Below are 14,207 nucleotides of genomic sequence, written 5' to 3' on the forward strand. Positions count from 1 at the left end.
CTAGATCGTGATGTAGCCGGTGGCCAATCCGTGGATTCCGACAGCCGCGCCGACGGCGGCTGCGATGAAGATGCCCCACTCGACGGCCGTGAAGACCCTCGCCTTCTGTTCCAGGCGCGCCCAGAAATAGAGCGCCGTGCCAGGCGCGTAGAGGATCAAGGACAGCAGCAGGAACTTCATTCCGGCCGAATAGATCAGGAACAGCGTGTAGATGACGGCGATGCCGGCAAAGATCGTGTCGCGCGTTCGCTCGCTGCCGCTCTTCTCATAGGTCTCGCCCCGCCTGACGAGCAGGAGCCCGTAGGCCGCGACGAGGAAGAACGGAATGAGTGACATCACGCTCGTCAGATTGAGCATCAGCGCGAAGGCATCCTGCGACCAATAGGTGCTGATGACGAAGAGCTGGACGATCACGTTGGTGAGCCAGAGCGCCGCGGCCGGCACCTTGTTCGCGTTCTCCGTGCCGAACAATGCCGGCATATCCCTGGTCCGGCCGGCGGCGGAGAGCACCTCGGCACAGATCAGCGACCAGGCGAGATAGGCCCCCAACACCGAAACCAGAAGTCCGATGCTGACGAAGATCGCGCCCCAATGCCCGACCACGGCCTCCAGGACCGTCGCCATGGACGGTTGCCGCATGCCGGCGATCTCGGCGCGGAGAAGCACGGCGTATGGCAGCATGGTGACGAGCACCATCAGGCTCGTGACGATCGCAAACCCCAGCAGGGTCGCAGCACCGACATGCGCGCGCTCCTTGGCGTAGCGTGAATAGACGCTGGCGCCCTCGATGCCGAGAAAGACAAACACCGTGACCAGCATGGTGGCGCGGATCTGCTCGAACAGGCCCTTGTCCGGCATGCCCTCGCCGCCCCAGAAATTGCCGCGGAACATGTCGGCGTTGAACGAGAATATCAGGATAACGATGAAGACGAGGATCGGCACGATCTTGGCGACAGTGACGATGGTGTTGATCGCGGCCGCCTGCTGCACGCCGCGCAGGATCATGAAGTGGAACAGCCAAATTCCGATCGAGGCGACGATGATTGCGGTGACCGTGTTGCCATCCCCAAAGACCGGAAAGAAGGCGCCCAAGGTCGACTTGATGAGGACCCAATAGGATACGTTGCCGATGCAGCTGCCGATCCAGTATCCGAATGCCGACAAGAAGCCGGGATAATCGCCAAATCCTTCCTTCGCATAGGCATAGACGCCGGCATCGAGCTCGGGCTTTCGCTCGGCCAGCGCCTGGAACACCCGCGCGAGGGTGTACATGCCGCCGCCGGCAATGCACCAGGCGAAGATCGCGCCGAACGGACCGGTGGCGATGCCGAAAGTTCTCGGCAGCGAGAAGATCCCCGAGCCGACCATCGAGCCGACCACCATCGCGGTCAATGCGAACAGGGAGAGCTTTTGGATTGACGGCGTCCCAGTCATGTGAAGACCTCGCGACACGCGGGTGCGCAACATCCTGGCCGAGCGACCTTGCCGGCGGTCGCACGATGCGCCTTGGGCGACACCTGGAATATCGGGTGATTACCTAGTCGCGCGTCGGGATTTCCCTCGCCGGAAACAGCCGCTCAAGACGACGGTGGAGCGGAGGCCATGGCTGGTCCCTTCTCCCCGAACCAGGTCACGTACAATGTCGGCAGCAAGACAAGCGTCAGCACGGTCGCGACCAGCAGGCCGCCCATGATTGCAACCGCCATCGGGCCCCAGAAGACGGTTGGAGCAATCGGGATCATGCCGAGAACGGTCGACACCGCCGTCAGCATGATGGGACGGAAACGGGAGCTGCTGGCATCCACCGCGGCGTCCCATGGGCTCTTGCCCTGCGCGCGCTCCGCATCGATCTGGCTGATCAGAATCACCGCATTCTTGCTGATCATGCCGAGCAGGGCGAGAACGCCGAGAATGGTGACAAAGCCCATCGGCCTGCCGGACAGCAACAGCGCGGCCACAACACCGATCATCCCGAGCGGGGCCACGCTAACGACCATGACCAGTCGCGGGAAGCTCTGCAACTGGACCATCAGAACCGTGAACATGACGAACAGCATCATGGGCACCACAGCGAGCACGGAGGCCTGCGATTTCCGGCTCTCTTCCACGGTCCCGCCGACGGCCACGCCGTAGGATGCAGGAAGCGTCTTCCTCAGCTTTTCGATCGCGGGCGATAGGGCATCCACCACCGTATCTGGCAGCGTTCCACCGCCGATGTCGGCACGCACCGTCAAGGTCGGAATACGGTCGCGCCGCCAGATCAGGGGATGCTCCTGATGATATCCGAACGTCGCAAACTGGCTGAGCGACACCGTCTTTCCTCCAGGCAGCGGCACCTGGAGCGTGCGCAGGTTGGACAGCGAAATGCGCTGTTCGTCGATAGCCCGGGCCACCACGTTGACCAGATAGATGTCGTCGCGGACCTGGGTGACGACTGCGCCAGATATCACGGTGTTCAATACGCTCGATATCGCCTGCGAGCTCAGGCCGAGACGGCGCGCTTCATCCTGATCGACGTAAATCCGCAGCTGGCGCTCCGGCTCCATCCAGTCAAAGTTGATGCTCTTTGTCCTGGGATCGGAGGCAACGATCTGCCCGACCTTGAGCGCAATCTCACGTACCTGCTCCACATCGGGTCCGCCAACGCGATATTGCAGCGGCCATCCGACAGGGGGGCCGAGGCCGAGAGGCGAAACCGACGCGACGGCAGCCGGAAACTGCTCCGCGAGAAGACGCTCCAGCCTCGCCTGCAGGCGCTCGCGCGCTGCGACGTCCTTTGCCACCACAACCGCCTGCGTGAAGGAATCGTTCGGAAGCTCCACGCTCAGTGGAAGATAGAAGCGGATCGCGCCGCGCCCCACATTGGTGCTCCAATGACGGACGTCCGGATCGGCGGCCAATGCTGCATCCAGGCGCTTGGCTGCCGTCTCGCTCGCATGGATCGATGCATTCTGCGGCAGGGTGAGGTCCACAAGCAATTCGGGCCGATCGGACGACGGAAAGAACTGCTGCGGGATCAACGGAAGCGCGAGAACGGACGCGGCAAAGAGCGCCAGCGAGATCGCAATCGTCGGCCACTTGGCGCGCATCGCCAGCGTCAGAAAATTCCGATAGAAACGGAACATCGCGCCAGGCTCGGCAGCCCCCTTCTGCACCGGCGGGACGAGAATGACGACACCCAGCAAGGGCGTGAAGACCACGGCAACGAGCCACGACACCAGGAGCGCGATCGCAACCACCGCAAACAGCGAGAACGTATATTCGCCGGCCGAGCTCGCGGCAAACCCGACCGGGATGAAGCCCGCGATCGTCACCAGCGTTCCGGCGAGCATGGCAAAGGCATGACTGCGGTAGGCAAACGTCGCAGCGTCGACCTTGCTGTCGCCTTGCGCCAGCCGATTGAGCGTTGCGTCGGTGGTCGTCATCGCGTCGTCGACCAGCAGTGCGAGCGCGATGATCAGCGCTCCCAGCGATATTCGCTGCATGTCGACGCGAGCGATCTCCATGATCGGAAACACGATGGCCAGCGTCAACGGAATGGCAAGCGCGATGATGAGGCCGGGACGGATTCCGAGGCTGATGAAGCTCACCACCAGGATGATGGCGATAGCCTGAAGGAGCGAGGTCATGAATTCGCCGATCGCGCCTCCCACCACGACGGCCTGGTCGGCAACGAGGATCGGCTCGATTCCAATCGGGAGATCGGCGGTGATCTCCGCCATCACCTTCTTGACGTTTCGGCCGAGCGCAAGAATGTCGCCGCCGTCGCGCATTGCGATGGCAAGCCCGATTGCGGGCTGGCCGTTGACCCGGAACATCGGTTGCGGCGGATCCACGTAGCCGCGCCGCACCTGCGCGATGTCGCTCAGGCGAATCGTGCGCCCTCCTGCGACGAAATTGACGCTGGCGATGTCCTGCTCCGACTGAAAACCGCCCGACACCCGCACGGAGATGCTTTCCTTGCCGGTCTGGATCACGCCCGTCGGGCGGACGATATTCTGCGATTGCAGCGCGGCGAGCAGAGCCGCCCGGTCGACGCCCAAGGTCGCGAGCTCCTGCTTGGAGAATTCGACGAAGATCACTTCGTCCTGCGCACCCAGGAGTTCGATCTTTGACACGTCCGGGACCTGAAGCAATCGAGAACGGATGCGCTCGACGTGATCCCGCAACTCCCGTTGCGTGAAGCCGTCGCTGGTGAAGCCGTAGACGATGCCGAACGTGTCACCGAAGTCGTCATTGAAGCCCGGACCGACAACTCCGGCTGGCAAGGTGTGCCGCATGTCGCCGATGCTCTTTCTCACCTCATACCAGGTGTCGGAAACCTGCCTCGCGTTCGCACTTCCTTCCAGGTTGACGAAAATGGTGACGAGACCCGCCCGGGTGAAGCTGCGCAGGAAGTCCAGATGGGGCGTCTCCTGCAATTGGCGCTCGAGCCGCTCAGTCACCTGCTTCATCGTCTCTTCGGCCGTTGCCCCCGGCCAGGCCGCCTGAACGACCATGGTCTTGATGGTGAAGGAGGGATCCTCGTTTCGACCAAGCCGGAAATACGCCAGGCCCCCGGCGATCACGGCAACGATCATGACATAGACGACAAGCGAGCGATGCCTGAGGGCCCAGTCGGAGAGATTGAGCCCGGTCATGGCTCTGCCCCGAGCACCCGCACCTTCTGGCCCGGATGAAGCGCCTGCACGCCCGCGGTGACGATGATCTCTCCGGCGTCCAACCCCTGCGAGACGATGACCTGTGCCTGGTCGAAACGCAGGATATCAACATTGCGCGCCGAAACGAGGTTCGTCGACGGATCGACAATCCACACCGCCGGCTGTCGATTTATCCGCGTCAACGCGGTTGCCGGTATGTCGATCACCGGACCGGAACTGGTTTCGACGCGGCCATTGACAGTCGCGCCGAGCCGCATCGCCGCCGGTGGATCCGTCAGGCCGACCTTGACCTCGAAGGTGCGGGTGACCGGATCGGCTTGAGCCGCGATCTGACGAATGCGGCCTCGCGCCGTAATCTTCGGATCATCCGTCAGGCTGACGGTCACCTGCACATCGGCCGGGGCCGATCTGACCATCTGAGCAGGAACATCGAAGATTGCGTCGCGGCCGTCCTGCCTCGCGATCCGCGCGATCATTTGTCCGGCCTGAACGACCTCGCCGGCCGACGGCCCCGTCGCGGTGATCTTGCCCGGCGCGTCGGCTCGCAGTTCGGTGAAACTGACGAGATCGTGCGCAGAGCTCAATTGCGCCTCCGCCGCCTCGACCTGCGACTGGGCGGTCTGTCTTGCTTGCGTCGCCGCCTCGAAATTGGCACGCGTGGTCCACCCTTGTGCCAACAGCGTCTCCTGGCGTTCGTAATGGTTGAGTGCCTGCGTCAACTGGCCCTGTGCGGCGGAAAGAGCGGCCTTCGCCTGTCGCAATGTGCTCAGCTCGTTCTGAGGCTCGAGTTGGGCCAGCAACTGCCCGGCCTCGACCCTGTCACCGAGCCTGGTGTCGTTCGCAAGCAGACGTCCGGAGATCCGGAAAGCGACGCTGACTTCGTCCTCCGCCTCGATGCGCCCCGTGAAGGTCAGCGGCACCAGGCTCTCACGCTTCTCGATCGTCGTGGTCCGGACCGGACGCGGAGACGATTCCTTGGTTTCCACTTGACGGTCACACGCAGCCAGGACCGACGCGGATGCAGCCGCCATCAGCGTCAATGCAATGGCTTGCCGAGATGTTGTTCGGCGACCGCGCATAGCCAAGCTCCTGAAACGTTGCCGGGCAGGTCCGCCTTTCCCGAGGTTGCGATTTCGCGATATCGCCCCTCGGTATTCTTGCCCAGGGGATCGACCGCACACATCGGCAAATCTACTCGGTGCGGCCGGATGCAATCGCGGTTACGGCACGACGCAAACGCAGGCAGAAACCCGACGAGGCGTGACGATCCGTCGGAGAGCGCTCTAGGGAATTCCTGACGCCTGATCAGGCAATCACCCAATATCGCCGGTCGCATCAAGAGCGCACGGTTGCACGCCCAGATGAAGCGATCGAGCGCGTCGGCTTGATGAATCAGGAGGGTTCAAGATGCGAAAGTTGATCCTAGTTGCGGCGGCGATCTCGGCAATGCTGACCATCGCGCCACAGACTGCATCGGCACAGACCCAGCAGAACCAATGGTGCTCCAAGTTCAAAGGGATGGTGAACTGCAAGTACTCCACCCAGGATCAGTGCCAGGCGTCCCGGAGCGGAAGAGGCGGCACCTGCTTCCCTCGGCAGGCGTCACGCTAGTTGCGTGGCAGGGCAGCGAGAGCCCATCCAGGGCGATGGCGTCGAACGATCCGCTCGTGGACGCCATTCGAACCGGTGTGGATGCTGTTGTATCGCTACGCCAACCCCCGTTTCGACACATCGACGGGTTCTCGGCTGCGGCCGCCGACAGCGCCGCCGCCGGAATCCCGTCCTTCAATGCACAAGGCCTGGTTTTCGAAACATCGCAGAACGGCGCGAGCTGACCCGCCGCCAGCCGAGGACTCCGACGTGAGCGGACCCTCAGGAAAACGAGACGCGCGTACGGGCGTCGCGGCGTCCTGGCGAAGCGCGGCGTCCCGAGCGGCATGGTTCCTCTGCCTTTGGCTCGTGCTTGCCGGCACCTCTGTCGATGACATTCCTGCCGCAACAATCGCCGTCGCGACGGCAACCTGGACGAGCTTGCGTTTGCTGGAGCCTGGCACGTCGCGGCGCTCACCTCGCGCCATCCTCCGACTGGCGCTTCTGTTCCTGTACCAGTCCATTGTGGCCGGAGTGGACGTCGCAAGGCGCGCACTCGATCCCGGCCTGCCGCTGCGCCCGGGATTTGTCGCGTATCCAACCCGTCTTCCGCGTGGCCTGCGTCGCAACGTGTTCGCAACGCTCACCAGCCTGTTGCCAGGCACCGTGCCGGCCGGAGAGGAGGAGGCGCAACTCCTCTATCACTGCCTCGACATCGATCAGCCCGTGATCGCCGAACTTGATCAGGAGGAGGCGGCCTTGGTTCGAGCGCTTTACAATGACTGAGTTCCTGACGGTCGTGGTCGGTTTCATTCTGGCAATGCTGGCGCTTGGACTGTTGTCGATCCTGCGTGGCCCCGGCGACGCTGACCGGGTCATGGCGACGCAACTGATCGGGACCGGAGGCATTGCGACGCTGCTGCTGCTCGGCACCGTAGCGAGCATACCCGCAGCGATCGACGTGGCTTTGACCCTGGCGCTGCTCGCCACCTTCGCCTCCATCGCGTTCGTCAAGAAGGGGCTTTCCCGCTTCGAGGCCGATGGGACCGCATCAACGGAGGACGAATGAGCCTCGCACGCGACATGATGACGATTGCAGCGGTGTCGGCCGGCGCGTTCTTCTTTCTGGCGGGCACGGTCGGCCTGCTTCGCTTTCCCGATACCCTGACGCGTCTGCACGCGCTCACCAAGGCGGACAACCTCGGCCTCGGCCTGGTCGTGCTCGGACTGCTCCCGCAAGCAGCGGGTCTTCGCGACGGGTCGAAGCTGGTTGGTATCTGGCTGCTCGGCCTGCTCGCGGGCGCCACCGTCTCGCAACTGATTGCGCGCGCGGCGCGCCAAGGCCAGTTGAACCGATGAGCATTGCGACGGTCTTTGAAATTGTCCTTGCCGCGGTCGTGCTGACCCTCGGCGTCTGGACGATCGTCGTGCCCGAGACGTTTTTGGCCACGGTCGGGTTCGTTGCCTATGGACTGCTGGTGGCACTGATCTGGGTACGCCTCGACGCTGCCGACGTTGCTCTGACCGAGGCCGCAATCGGCGGCGGCCTCGGTGGCGTCTTGCTGCTGAGCGCGGCGGCGCGATTGCGGGATGCCGACATGATGGCGGACGAAGCGCCAGGCAAACTGCTGCGAGCGGGCGCCGCAGCGCTGTCCGTGCTGACGGCTGCGGCGCTGGCCGGCGCGGTCCTGTGGCTGCCCGATTCCGCTCCGACGCTTGCTCCGGCTGCTGTTGCAAATGCCTGGGCAACGGGTCTGTCCAACCCCGTCACCAACGTGCTCATGGCGTTCCGCGCCATGGATACGATGCTCGAGAAGATCGTGCTGTTGCTGGCCATCGTCGGCGTTTGGTCGCTTGCGCCTGACAGTGCGTGGGGCGGCCGTCCCGGGCCGCGCCACCAAGCCGATCCACGTGGCGTTCTTGCCTTTCTTGCGCGGCTGCTGCCGCCGGTTGGCATCGTCATCGGGATCTATATCCTCTGGACCGGTTCCGACCATCCCGGCGGAGCTTTTCAGGGCGGCGCGATTCTCGCGTCGATGTGGCTGCTGGCCGTCATGGCCGGATTGGCGGACACACCGCTCGTGAGCGATCGATCGGTACGGTTCATCCTCGTTGCCGGGCCCGGCCTGTTCCTGCTCGTCGGCCTTGCCGGCCTTCTGTTTGGCGCCGCGTTCCTGTCCTATCCGCCAGCGCTGGCCAAGCCGCTGATACTTGGCATCGAGGTCGCAATGACCCTGACGATCGCAGCGACGCTCGGACTGCTGCTCGCCGGCGTACCGGAACGGGGCATGGAGCCGTGAGCGGCGTGACGGTGTTCGGATTGTGCGCTGCTGCCACGGTCGGACTTGGGCTCTACGGCCTGATCACGAAGCCCCAGCCCCTCCGCAAGATCATCGCCTTCAATCTGCTCGGCAGCGGCGTATTCCTCCTGTTCGGCGTCGTTGGACGGCGCGGTGCGGCGGCGGGGATCGGCAATGATCCGGTGCCGCAAGCCCTGGTGATCACCGGCATCGTCGTCGCGTTTTCCGCAACGGCTTTGGCGATTGCACTGCTGCTGCGGCTGTTCCAGACGAGTGCCTCCATGGCGCCGCGCAGTCGCGCCTCGCCGGGCGATGACCCAGATCAGGCCGGTGGCTGATGCTGCCCCCTGCCCCAGCGCTGGACGCGACAACAACCCCAAGCGGCTTCCTGCTGGTGCTGTCGATTGCCATACCCATCGCGGGTGTTCTGCTGGCCTTCGTTCTGGGCGAACGACACATCAGGCTGGTCGCATTCGCGACGATCCCGCTGGGGCTGGTGATCGTCGTAGCGATTCTGGCAGCAGTTGCGCAGCGCATGGGCCCTCTCGTTTACCTGCTCGGCGCCTGGCCGCCGCCGCTGGGGGTGGCGCTGCGCGCGGACGGATTGTCGGCCGTGATGCTTGCGGCGACCGCAGTCGTGATCTCCGCAGTCGCCGTCTATGCCGGTACTGAATTCTCAGTGACAACGACGGAGGCGCGCGCGCCATTCGTGTTCTGGATCCTGCTGCTGGCGGTCTGGGCGGCGCTGAACACAATCTTCGTCGGTGGAGACCTCTTCACGCTTTATGTTGCCCTGGAATTGCTGACATTCGCCGCGGTGCCGCTGGTCTCGCTGGATGGCCGTCCGGAGACCCTGCGCGCGGCGATACGCTATCTGCTCTTCGCATTGCTCGGCTCCGTGCTCTATTTGCTGGGCACGGCGCTCCTCTATGGTCTTCATGCCACCCTGGATATCGTGCTGTTGTCGCACCGGATTGGAGCACAGCCTGCCTCGCTCGTCGCGGCGGCATTGATGACATCAGGTCTTCTGGCCAAGACCGCACTCTTTCCGTTGCATCTCTGGCTGCCGCCTGCCCACGCAGGCGCGCCGGCTGCCGCTAGTGCGATCCTGTCTGGCCTCGTCGTGAAGGGATCTTTCTTCATCATCGTGCGGCTCTGGTTCCAGGTGATGCCCGGGCTGCCTGGTTTCGCCGCCGCACAACTGCTCGCCGCGCTGGGAGCTGCGGCAATCGTGCTCGGAAGCGTCCTCGCCTTGCGCCAGGAGCGACTGAAGCTCCTGATCGCGTATTCGACGCTGGCCCAGATCGGGTATCTCTTCCTGATGTTTCCGCTCGCGTTCAATGCCTCGGGTCATCTGGAGAGTGGCGAGGCCCTGGCGGGCGGCCTGCTGCAGGCTGCCTCTCACGCCACCGCAAAGGCGGCGATGTTCATGGCCGCCGGATCGATCTACGCCGGGCTGGGCCACGATCGCATCGCGGGGCTCGGCGGTATCGCGCGCGTCCTGCCCTTGAGCGTCCTGGCGTTTGCCATCGCCGGCATCGCGCTGATGGGCGTGCAGCCGAGTGGCGCGTCCCTGGCGAAAGACCTGTTGCTTCAGGCCGCGACCGAGAGGGAGCAATGGTGGTGGGCGGTCGTGCTCCAGGCAAGCGGGGCGTTCACTGCCTCCTATGTCGTGCTGGTTCTGGCTCATGCGCTGGCCCCTCCGGACAAGTCTGTTGTATTGACCGACCCGGCACCGCGCCTTCCGGACGTGGCGGTGCTCGTGCTGGCGCTCTGCTCGTTATTGCTTGGCCTCGTGCCCTGGGAACCGTTTCTGCCTGTCCAGCGTATCTCGCCGTTAGGTCTCTTAGATCTCGAAACTCTCTCCAAATTCCTCTTGCCTCTCCTGGGAGGCGTCGTGCTGGCAATCCTGCTCCGCCCCTGGCCTCACCCGCTTGCGTCTTCGGTGCGTTGGAGGCTCGCCATCGGCGTGTTCGATTCATTCCGGCGCGGCTGCTGCGCGTTCGGCAGCTATGTTGAAAGGGGCAACGGTGTTCTCTGCGAGTGGCCGGCGGCAAGCATCTGCCTTCTCATGCTGGCCCTGCTGTTCGGCGTGTTGATGCTTGTGGCCGCGTGAGGCGCCGGCTCATGCATCGGCCGGGAACAGGTGAGGCCCAAGAACAGGTCAGGCCCAAGTGTTTCCCATCGCGATCATCAGGAACATTCATCCCGACGCCTCAGGGTTTTCTCCGATCCCGCGCCGGTGAACCGACGGCTAATCTCTGACAACGCATCCCGCCAGCGGCGCTGGCGTACCAGGCTTGGCCGGGAGTTGCGATCCAGCAGGAGGTCTTCATGTCCGATTTAGTGGCGATCGTATATCCATCCGAAGCGAAGGCTGAGGAAGTTCGTCAACGGCTGCTCAACCTGCAGAAGGAATATCTGATCACGATCAGCGATGCCGTGATCGCCGTGAAGACCGATTCCGGGGGCATCAAGCTCAATCAACTCGTCAACACGACGTCGATGGGAGCGGTAACCGGTGGTTTCTGGGGGCTTCTGATTGGCATGATTTTCCTCAATCCGATCCTCGGTGTCGCCGTCGGCGCGGCCTCCGGCGCGCTCGGCGGCGCGTTATCCGATTTCGGCATCGACGACTCCTTCATGAAGGAATTGTCAGCGTCGCTCCACACCGGCAACGCCGCCCTGTTCGTCCTGATCAAGAGTATGACCGCCGACAAGGTACTGAAGGAGATCAAGGACGCCGGAGGGACCGTGCTGAAGACGTCTTTGGATGATACCAGGGAACAGGCCCTGCGCGACGCGCTAGCAAGCGCCGCGGAGCGACCGGCGGCCTGACAGCCCTTTGGCCGCTCAGCGCCGGCTGCCGGCCAGACGCAGCAGCATCATGAACAGGTTGATGAAGTTGAGATAGAGCGACAGCGCTGAAATCACCGACTTGCGGCCAGCCGACGTTTCATCGTCCCCGCTGTCGTACATCGCCTTGATCCGCTGGGTGTCGTAGGCCGTGAGCCCCGCAAAGACGCCGACACCCACGACCGAGATCAACCAGTCGAGCCCGCTTGATTGCAGGAAGAGGTTCACCAGGCTGGCAATGATGACCCCGATCAGGCCCATGAACAGGAAAGTGCCGAGACCGGACAGGTCACGCCTTGTGGTGTAGCCGAATACGCTGAGCGCTCCGAACATCGCGGCCGCGATGAAAAACACGCGCGTGATCGAGGCGCTGGTGTAGATATGCAGCAGTATCGAGAGCGAGACCCCGACCAGCGCGGCATAGATGAAGAACAGAAGCCGCGCCGTCGCCGCCGACAGCGTATTGATGCGCGCGCTGATGAAAAAGACCAGCGCGAGCGGCGCCAGTATGAAGACCCACATCAACGGACTCTGCAGCAATGCGGGACCGGTGAGCTGATAGGTCAGCCAGGCCACAACGGCGGTCACGCCGACGCCGGCCGCCATATAGTTGTAGATGCGCAGCATGTAGCCGCGCAATCCAGCGTCCACCGCGATTGTGTCAGAGGTCGCCAGGTTCTGATCGTAGTTTGACATCGCTTGCCTCCTCGCGGAGCCGTTGGGAGGCAGCGACCCTATTCCTCTGCCCTCGCACGGGATATCGGACAATCACCTGATATCCCGGGGGCACGATCACCCTACTCGGCCTGCAAATGCGGCACGCCGGCCCTTCAGTTGTGGCGATTTCCGCCTTACGGAATCGTAAGATGGTGCTGCCGCTTGCGTTCGTCTTTCCGAGCACGACCCTTACGCATTTGTCACTGGAAGCGGCACGCTTTCCGGCCTAATCGGCCGACATGCGGTACTTCTTTCACATCGTCGACAAATACGGCCTCTCGCCGGACGAGAGCGGATGCGAGCACGTTGACCAGCACGCGGCGATGCTGCATGCCCGTCGCATTGCAGAAGAGCTCGCCAAGGCCGGGGAATTCGTCCGGTCGGGCTTCGTGTTTGTGGCCGATACTGCTCCCGGACTTTCGTCCGGTCGCAACTGAGGAAAGACGAGGCTGGCCGGACCAGGTCCGGCCTACTGGTTTCCTGCCACTGCTCTCTACATAGAATCACGGATGTTCGAGCAGAAGGGCTGCTCCTAAGGTCTTCGCCAAGGGGTGGCCGGCGCTCCACCGTCGCAAAGGTTTGTCGCGCCTGCCCGATCTCCGATTGGAAGGCCAGCTTGCACCATGGCGCCTCCATCGAGCCAGACCGATCAAAGGCTCTCACGGAATGCGCTCATCGCGCTCGTGATCGGGTCGATGGTCGGTTCCGGTATCTTTGCATTGCCTGCAGCGTTCGGGCGGACCACGGGCGCGCTCGGAGCGATGATCGCCTGGGCCATCGCGGGCACAGGCATGCTGATGCTCGCCTTCGTGTTTCAGACCTTGTCACAGCGCAAGCCGGACCTCGATGCCGGCATCTACGCCTATGCCAGGGCCGGATTTGGCGACTATATCGGCTTTGCTTCGGCCGTCGGATACTGGATCGGTTGCTGCCTTGCCGACGTCGCCTGCCTCGTCCTGATCAAGGCGACGCTCGGACAGTTTTTCCCGGTCTTCGGCGACGGCACGACGCCAGTGGCGATCGCTTCTGCGTCCGTCCTGCTCTGGGGCGTGCACATTCTGCTGCTGCGCGGCATCACGGGGGCGGCCGCGCTCAACACGATCGCGACCTACGCTAAAATCATCCCGATACTATTGTTCATCGTCGTCGCCGTCATCGCCTTCGACGGCACGCTCTTCTCCATTAATTTCTGGGGCACGGAGCAGCCGGCCGTTTCGAAGGTGGTCGCGCAGGTTCGCGGCACGATGCTGCTGACGGTGTTCGTGTTCGTCGGAATTGAAGGCGCGAGTGTCTACTCCCGTTACGCCCGGAGCCGCACCGATGTCGGATTCGCAACCCTTGCCGGCTTTCTGACGGTTCTGTGCCTCCTCGTCCTCGTGACGCTCCTGTCGTACGGCGTGCTGCCACGAGCGGAGCTGGCGGATCTCCCGACACCATCCATGGCCGGCGTGATGGAGGCGGTCGTCGGCCGCTGGGGCAGTGTGTTCATCAGCGTGGCACTCCTGATCTCGGTCCTCGGCAACTACCTGTCCTGGTCGCTGTTGGCGGCCGAGATCCTGCATTCCGCCGCGATCCACCGCACCATGCCCTCCTTTCTCGCCACGGTGAACGTGTACAAGGTCCCTGCCGGCGCGCTCTGGCTCACCAACTGCGTCATCCAGATTTTTCTGCTCGTCACCTGGTTTGCGGAATACGCATTCACGCTTGCCTTGAAGATGACGAGCGCGATGACGCTGATCCCATATTTCTTTGTTGCGGCGTACGGCCTGAAGCTCGCCTGGACCAGCGAGGCCTATCACGCCGGCGAGCACGCCCGGATTGTCGACTGGATCCGCTCGGCCATCGCGACAGTTTACGCGGCCGGCATGATCTACGCAGGCGGGCCCAAGTTTCTCCTGCTGTCGTCGATCCTCTATGCGCCCGGCACGTTGCTGTTCCTTCTCGCAAAACGCGAGCGCAAGGAAGCGATCTTCCGGCCGTTCGAAATCATCCTCTTTGCAGCGATCACGATCGCCGCATGCGCCGGCGTCTACGCGCTGGCCACCGGAGCCATCTCGATTTGAGTCCTTGTCCCTGGTTACAT

The 14,207-nt window shown here is 63.3% G+C and carries 15 protein-coding genes; 11 read left to right on the forward strand and 4 right to left on the reverse strand.

Annotation, left to right across the window (positions count from 1 at the left end):
- From ACE10W_RS34165 to ACE10W_RS34175, 3 genes are all read right to left on the reverse strand, one after another.
- Nucleotides 1-1,434, reverse strand: coding sequence for a basic amino acid/polyamine antiporter (locus ACE10W_RS34165; protein ID WP_011090046.1), 1,434 nt, complete (start codon nucleotides 1,432-1,434; stop codon nucleotides 1-3).
- A 143-nt stretch (nucleotides 1,435-1,577) separates the two neighbouring features.
- On the reverse strand, nucleotides 1,578-4,640 hold the full coding sequence (locus ACE10W_RS34170; RefSeq protein WP_304548307.1) for an efflux RND transporter permease subunit: 3,063 nt from the start codon (nucleotides 4,638-4,640) through the stop codon (nucleotides 1,578-1,580).
- Nucleotides 4,637-5,740, reverse strand: a complete 1,104-nt coding sequence (locus ACE10W_RS34175) for an efflux RND transporter periplasmic adaptor subunit (protein WP_304548308.1) — start codon at nucleotides 5,738-5,740, stop codon at nucleotides 4,637-4,639. Before ACE10W_RS34175 ends, ACE10W_RS34170 begins: the two co-directional genes overlap by 4 nt.
- 367 nt (nucleotides 5,741-6,107) lie before the next feature.
- Between ACE10W_RS34175 and ACE10W_RS34180 the strand changes: the two genes are divergently transcribed.
- The 9 genes from ACE10W_RS34180 to ACE10W_RS34220 all read left to right on the forward strand — a co-directional run bounded on the left by ACE10W_RS34180 (nucleotide 6,108) and on the right by ACE10W_RS34220 (nucleotide 11,389).
- Nucleotides 6,108-6,272: a DUF3551 domain-containing protein gene (locus ACE10W_RS34180; RefSeq protein WP_231166709.1), complete on the forward strand. Its 165-nt coding sequence runs from the start codon at nucleotides 6,108-6,110 to the stop codon at nucleotides 6,270-6,272.
- Nucleotides 6,273-6,307: 35 nt separating this feature from the next.
- Nucleotides 6,308-6,496 (forward strand): hypothetical protein, encoded by a 189-nt coding sequence (locus ACE10W_RS34185; RefSeq protein ID WP_131234198.1) that lies wholly within the window; start codon nucleotides 6,308-6,310, stop codon nucleotides 6,494-6,496.
- Nucleotides 6,497-6,521: 25 nt separating this feature from the next.
- Nucleotides 6,522-7,037 carry a Na+/H+ antiporter subunit E gene (locus ACE10W_RS34190; protein ID WP_304548309.1) on the forward strand — a complete coding sequence of 172 codons (516 nt, stop codon included), beginning with the start codon at nucleotides 6,522-6,524 and terminating at the stop codon, nucleotides 7,035-7,037.
- Nucleotides 7,030-7,320 (forward strand): monovalent cation/H+ antiporter complex subunit F, encoded by a 291-nt coding sequence (locus ACE10W_RS34195; RefSeq protein ID WP_011090051.1) that lies wholly within the window; start codon nucleotides 7,030-7,032, stop codon nucleotides 7,318-7,320. Before ACE10W_RS34190 ends, ACE10W_RS34195 begins: the two co-directional genes overlap by 8 nt.
- Entirely contained in the window at nucleotides 7,317-7,610 is a 294-nt protein-coding gene (locus ACE10W_RS34200) for a monovalent cation/H(+) antiporter subunit G (protein ID WP_011090052.1), read from the forward strand. The genes ACE10W_RS34195 and ACE10W_RS34200 overlap by 4 nt, the downstream gene beginning before the upstream one ends.
- Complete coding sequence (locus tag ACE10W_RS34205; protein ID WP_304548310.1) at nucleotides 7,607-8,551, forward strand: MnhB domain-containing protein; 945 nt, start codon at nucleotides 7,607-7,609, stop codon at nucleotides 8,549-8,551. The genes ACE10W_RS34200 and ACE10W_RS34205 overlap by 4 nt, the downstream gene beginning before the upstream one ends.
- On the forward strand, nucleotides 8,548-8,889 hold the full coding sequence (locus tag ACE10W_RS34210; protein WP_304548311.1) for an NADH-quinone oxidoreductase subunit K: 342 nt from the start codon (nucleotides 8,548-8,550) through the stop codon (nucleotides 8,887-8,889). The genes ACE10W_RS34205 and ACE10W_RS34210 overlap by 4 nt, the downstream gene beginning before the upstream one ends.
- Nucleotides 8,889-10,667 (forward strand): complex I subunit 5 family protein, encoded by a 1,779-nt coding sequence (locus ACE10W_RS34215; protein WP_304548312.1) that lies wholly within the window; start codon nucleotides 8,889-8,891, stop codon nucleotides 10,665-10,667. The genes ACE10W_RS34210 and ACE10W_RS34215 overlap by 1 nt, the downstream gene beginning before the upstream one ends.
- Before the next feature lie 218 nt (nucleotides 10,668-10,885).
- On the forward strand, nucleotides 10,886-11,389 hold the full coding sequence (locus ACE10W_RS34220; RefSeq protein WP_011090056.1) for a DUF1269 domain-containing protein: 504 nt from the start codon (nucleotides 10,886-10,888) through the stop codon (nucleotides 11,387-11,389).
- 15 nt (nucleotides 11,390-11,404) lie between these two features.
- On the opposite strand, the gene ACE10W_RS34225 is transcribed toward ACE10W_RS34220, so the two are convergent.
- The gene (locus ACE10W_RS34225; protein WP_304548313.1) at nucleotides 11,405-12,103 is read right to left on the reverse strand and encodes a Bax inhibitor-1/YccA family protein; all 699 of its coding nucleotides are present in this window, start codon (nucleotides 12,101-12,103) and stop codon (nucleotides 11,405-11,407) included.
- A 260-nt stretch (nucleotides 12,104-12,363) separates the two neighbouring features.
- Here ACE10W_RS34225 and ACE10W_RS34230 point away from each other — a divergent pair, with 260 nt between their 5' ends.
- Nucleotides 12,364-12,561: a DUF6894 family protein gene (locus ACE10W_RS34230; RefSeq protein ID WP_039187040.1), complete on the forward strand. Its 198-nt coding sequence runs from the start codon at nucleotides 12,364-12,366 to the stop codon at nucleotides 12,559-12,561.
- 186 nt (nucleotides 12,562-12,747) lie between these two features.
- Nucleotides 12,748-14,187 (forward strand): basic amino acid/polyamine antiporter, encoded by a 1,440-nt coding sequence (locus tag ACE10W_RS34235; RefSeq protein ID WP_304548314.1) that lies wholly within the window; start codon nucleotides 12,748-12,750, stop codon nucleotides 14,185-14,187.
- The last annotated feature ends 20 nt before the right edge of the window (nucleotides 14,188-14,207 follow it).

The sequence above is a fragment of the Bradyrhizobium sp. B025 genome (genome assembly GCF_042257955.1).
Classification (GTDB): Bacteria; Pseudomonadota; Alphaproteobacteria; order Rhizobiales; family Xanthobacteraceae; genus Bradyrhizobium; species Bradyrhizobium diazoefficiens.